The following is a 4,383-nucleotide window of genomic DNA, read 5'->3' as shown; positions in this document are numbered from 1 at the left end:
GCGGTGGCTGGAAAGCTGGTAGCGATCGCACTAAGCCCCACAAACAAGGCTAAGGAGAGTGTTGTGAAATACACAGAAGACTTGTTCACCATAATCTTTAAGTTGTTGCAGTGGGTTTACCTAGCGAGCAGCAAGCGGAGTGCATACAAAGGGATCGAAACACCTTCCAAAGGGATCGCCTCCATGAGGCATCGTGCTTTGTAAATAAACTCGAGCGCGACCGTAGTGGTTTTAGACAAAGACTCTTTAATCTTCAACAAAGTTTCCCACTTTTCCTGGCATATCTCTACAAATTAGCGATTAATTTTGTCATGTTTCTTGCCTTAGTGGGTACTTAAAATCGCTGGTTTTTGCTTAGTACAAAAATTGATGTTATAACTACTATAAAATTATCTCTCAAATTGGCACTTTTTCTTTTCTCAATCAAAAAAATTATCTATTTGTCCGATTTCTTCTCAAAAGCTTCATAAAGTTTTGTAGTCAATTAATTTTTTGGTTCTTGACGACTCAATTTGCGGCTTAAACAATTTTCAAGGACACAAGGATACATACAAATTCTTAATCTTAATTTCCTCTGTTTAAGCTACACATTGAGCGAAGATTAAAACTCTAGCCCCTAGAGAGGAGGCGGCAATTATATGGTTTCTCAGCTCAGTTCAAAGATTCGCTCCCTGCTATCAAACACAAACAACCTACGCACAGCAGCTTTAAATTTTGGTGGACAAGTTGTTCTCACCAGTGTGGTGGCGACAAGCTTGGTCGTGGGAGCTAGGCAACTAGGGATACTCCAAGGACAAGAGCTGGGTGCTTTTGACCAGCTGACTCGGATGCGTCGTGATGAAGGTCCAGATAATCGCCTGTTGCTGGTGGAGATTACTGAGGGAGATATCCAAACTGAGAAAGGGTGGCCTATCTCGGATGCCACAATTGCCAAAGCGTTAGAGAAACTAGAGCAGTATGAACCGAGAGCCATCGGTATAGATATTATTCGGGATGTTCCGGTCAAAGAGGGGAATGCCAATTTATTGAAGATCCTCAAAGGAAGCGATCGCATTATTACGATCTGCCAACTCAGTGATGGTAAACAGGCAGGATTTCCGCCACCGCCTGGAATCTCACCAGACCAAGTGGGATTTGCTGATTTCGTCAAAGAACCTGATGGATGGGTTCGCCGCAGTCTCTTAGTGGCAAATCCTCCAGTCCCGAACGCTCCCTTAGAGAACCCCCATCTTTGTAGCGATCCCGAAGAGCAACTCACCTCCTTGGATTTGACCCTAGCACTCATGTACCTGCAAGCTGAGGGAATCGAAGCAGAACCTTCAGATGACGGGAACCTGAAGATCGGTTCCACTCTCTTCAAAAGCCCCGATCCGAATGCTGGCGGATACCGGAACGCCGACACGGAAGGGTTGCAGATGTTGATTAACTACCGTTCGGCAAATCTGCCTGCCCAAAAGATAACGCTTACAGATGTACTCAAAGGCAAGATAGATCCAGCTTTAGTCAAAGATCGGGTTGTTTTGGTTGGCTACACCGCAGTTAGCGTGAATGACGACTTCAACACGCCCTATAGTGCTGCTCAAGAAGGCACTCAGAAAATGCCCGGAGTGGTCATTCATGCTCAGGTTGTGAGTCAGATCCTCAGTGCAGTTCTGGATAAACGACCGCTATTTTGGTACTGGAATGAGTGGGGCGAAATTGGATGGATTTGGGCCTGGTCGTTGGTGGGAGGCTTAGTGGCATGGCGGATTCGGCGTCCCTTGCTCTTGGTGATTGCGGGAGGGGGAGCGATCGCCCTCTTGTTTGGAACTTGTTATGTTTTGTTTCTCAAAGCAGGATGGATACCCCTCGTGCCCCCAGCATTGGCACTGGTGACAACGGCAGTCGGCGTCGTTTTGATAGATAGAGGATACGCCAAAGCCATCTATCAAGGCGTCAAAGGGTTTTTAAAAATCGATATTGAGATTGACCAGGAAAAGAAAGAACGCCAAGTAGCGGAAATTACAGAAAGTGACTACTTCCAAGAGTTGCAAGAAAAGGCGAAAAATCTCAGGAGTCGAGAAAGCAATCCTTCTGAAAAAACAACTTCTAAATTAAAAGTCGAGAGGTCAGAAGCGGCTGAAACAACGGCAGAAACTGACTACTTACAACAGTTGCAGCAAAAGGGAAAAAGTTTCAGGAATCGATCCAATGATGGGGAAGCAGAAGCTACCACTGAGTCAACCGTTGAAATCCCAGAAGCGGCTGAAACAACCACAGAAATCGACTATTTACAGCAGTTGCAGCAAAAGGGAAAAAGTTTCAGGAATCGATCCAATGATGGGGAAGCAGAAGCTACCACTGAGCCAACTGTTGAAATACCAGAAGCTACACAGGCAAACCAAGCCCCTGAAACAACAGCAGAAATCGACTACTTACAGCAGTTACAGAAAAAGGGTAAAAAGTTAAGAAATCGGCATCATGATGGGCAAGCAGAAGCTGTTGCAGAATCAAACGTTGAAATACCAGAAGTTGCATTGGCAAGCCAAATTACTTCTCCTGTCGAAGAATTAAGCAATCAGCAGGACGGACAGGGAGAAGCCGCAATTGAGCCAAATACGTCAACCCCAAAAGTCCTCCAGCCAAGCCAAGAAGTTGAAGAAACCGAAGAACTCGACTACTTCCAGCAGTTGCAGCAACGAGCAACCTTGAGAAATTGGGAGGAAGATAGGCAAACCCAAGCTGCCACTGAGTTAAATACCTCAATAGCAGATGTCACACCAGCAAGCCAAGAAACTGAAAGCGAAGAACTCGATTACTTCCAGCAGTTGCAGCAACGAGCAAACTTGAGAAATTCGAGCAGCGACGGGCACGCAGAAACCACTACCGAGTCAAATTCCTCAACAATAGAAGTTCTAGAGACTAGCCAGGAAGCTGAAAGCGAAGAACTCGATTACTTCCAGCAGTTGCAGCAACGGGCAAAAACCGTGAGGAATACAGAGACTGAATCTACCTGATGGCGGCGAGATAAAGCGCTATTAGAGGACATCTACCGATACATCGAACTGAGTATGCTACGCCGGATGCGTAGGCTCGCGATTCACATCATTAGCTGAAGAACAAGGAAGGAAAAGATGAATCAGGATCGAATCGATCAATCACCCACCAATTCCAGCGGACACCAAACTGATATTGGTCTGAATATGCTTGATATGATGAATTTGCCCGATGACCTGCAAAAACTCGTCAACTGGATGATGCGTCAGAAAAACGTGACCTTGCCGGAAGTGGCAGCTCACACTGGCGAAAGTGAGGAAGTTGCCCGCACCCAGTTAGAAGCTCTAGTAGCTCAAGGCGTCGTGCAAGAACTAGAAGAGGGAGAAACACTCCGCTACCGACCTCGCCTTGCCTCTAAACAGCGAAGCAAGCTATCTACAAATATCTGGCAGAACCTGGAGTGAGTAAACGAAATAAGCGTCTATCAAGCTGTGGGAATTAGCCTAAACGCAAGTTTCTACTACCTTGATAAGGTTGTAATCCTATTGAGGTTGTGAAGTACTATATTAACCCTTCTTCCAGCCCCTCCCTAACGCTTGAAAAAAGGGCATCTGAGAATCTATATGTTGCAACCAAAAGACAAAATGGTATAGCGTATAAGCCGCACGGTTCATTCCCCGCGCCCTTGAGTGGGCTTTCTCGATTGTTTTCTGTTAAGGATGAAGAATCCTCTCACATATTGAGGTAAACCATGTCAAAAATTGTGTCCATCCACTCATTCCGGGGTGGCACCGGCAAATCAAATTCGACGGCGAATCTGGCAGCTTTAGTGGCTCGCTTTGGGTATCGCGTTGGTATCGTTGATACCGATATTCAATCGCCAGGAATTCACGTGCTTTTCGGTTTCGATGAGCAGAAGATGGAACACTCTCTCAATGACTACCTGTGGGGTCGCTGTTTAATTGAAGAAGCTGCTTATGATGTCACCTCAGTTTTAAGAAAAACTGGCGTTAAAGGCGGCAGCATTCATCTGATTCCTTCTAGTATCAAAGCGGGGGATATTACTAAAGTGCTGCGCGAGGGATTTGATTTTGGTCTCCTCAATGACGGTTTCCAAGAGATAATGGAAACCTTGAATCTGGATTACTTATTTATTGACACCCACCCAGGTCTTAACGAAGAAACTCTACTTTCTATTACTATCTCTGATATCTTGGTGCTAATTTTGCGTCCAGACCGCCAAGACTTTCAGGGAACTGCTGTGACGGTGGAAGTGGCTCGGAAATTACAAGTGCCTAAGATGTTGCTGCTAGTAAATAAGGCGCTACCCGTTTTGGATTTTGATGCCTTGAAGCAACAGGTAGAAAAAACCTACAATGCTCCGGTGGCTGGAATTTTGCCGCTTTC

Annotated in this window: 3 protein-coding genes; all 3 read left to right on the top strand. The window is 45.7% G+C overall.

Annotated features, from left to right (window positions below; translation table 11 throughout):
- Positions 1-638: 638 nt before the first annotated feature.
- Positions 639-2,996 carry a CHASE2 domain-containing protein gene (locus H6F50_RS21530; RefSeq protein WP_190430282.1) on the top strand — a complete coding sequence of 786 codons (2,358 nt, stop codon included), beginning with the start codon at positions 639-641 and terminating at the stop codon, positions 2,994-2,996.
- Positions 2,997-3,113: 117 nt separating this feature from the next.
- A complete protein-coding gene (locus H6F50_RS21525) occupies positions 3,114-3,440 on the top strand; it encodes an ArsR family transcriptional regulator (RefSeq protein WP_190430281.1) in 327 nt (108 codons plus the stop codon).
- Positions 3,441-3,727: 287 nt separating this feature from the next.
- Positions 3,728-4,383 (top strand): MinD/ParA family protein (locus tag H6F50_RS21520; protein WP_190430280.1); only part of this gene is annotated, 656 nt, incomplete at its 3' end.

Source organism: Coleofasciculus sp. FACHB-712, assembly GCF_014695635.1.
Taxonomy (GTDB): Bacteria; Cyanobacteriota; Cyanobacteriia; order Cyanobacteriales; family FACHB-T130; genus FACHB-T130.
The sequence above is the reverse complement of the archived record's forward strand: the minus strand, read 5'-3'. Positions and strand labels throughout refer to the sequence as shown.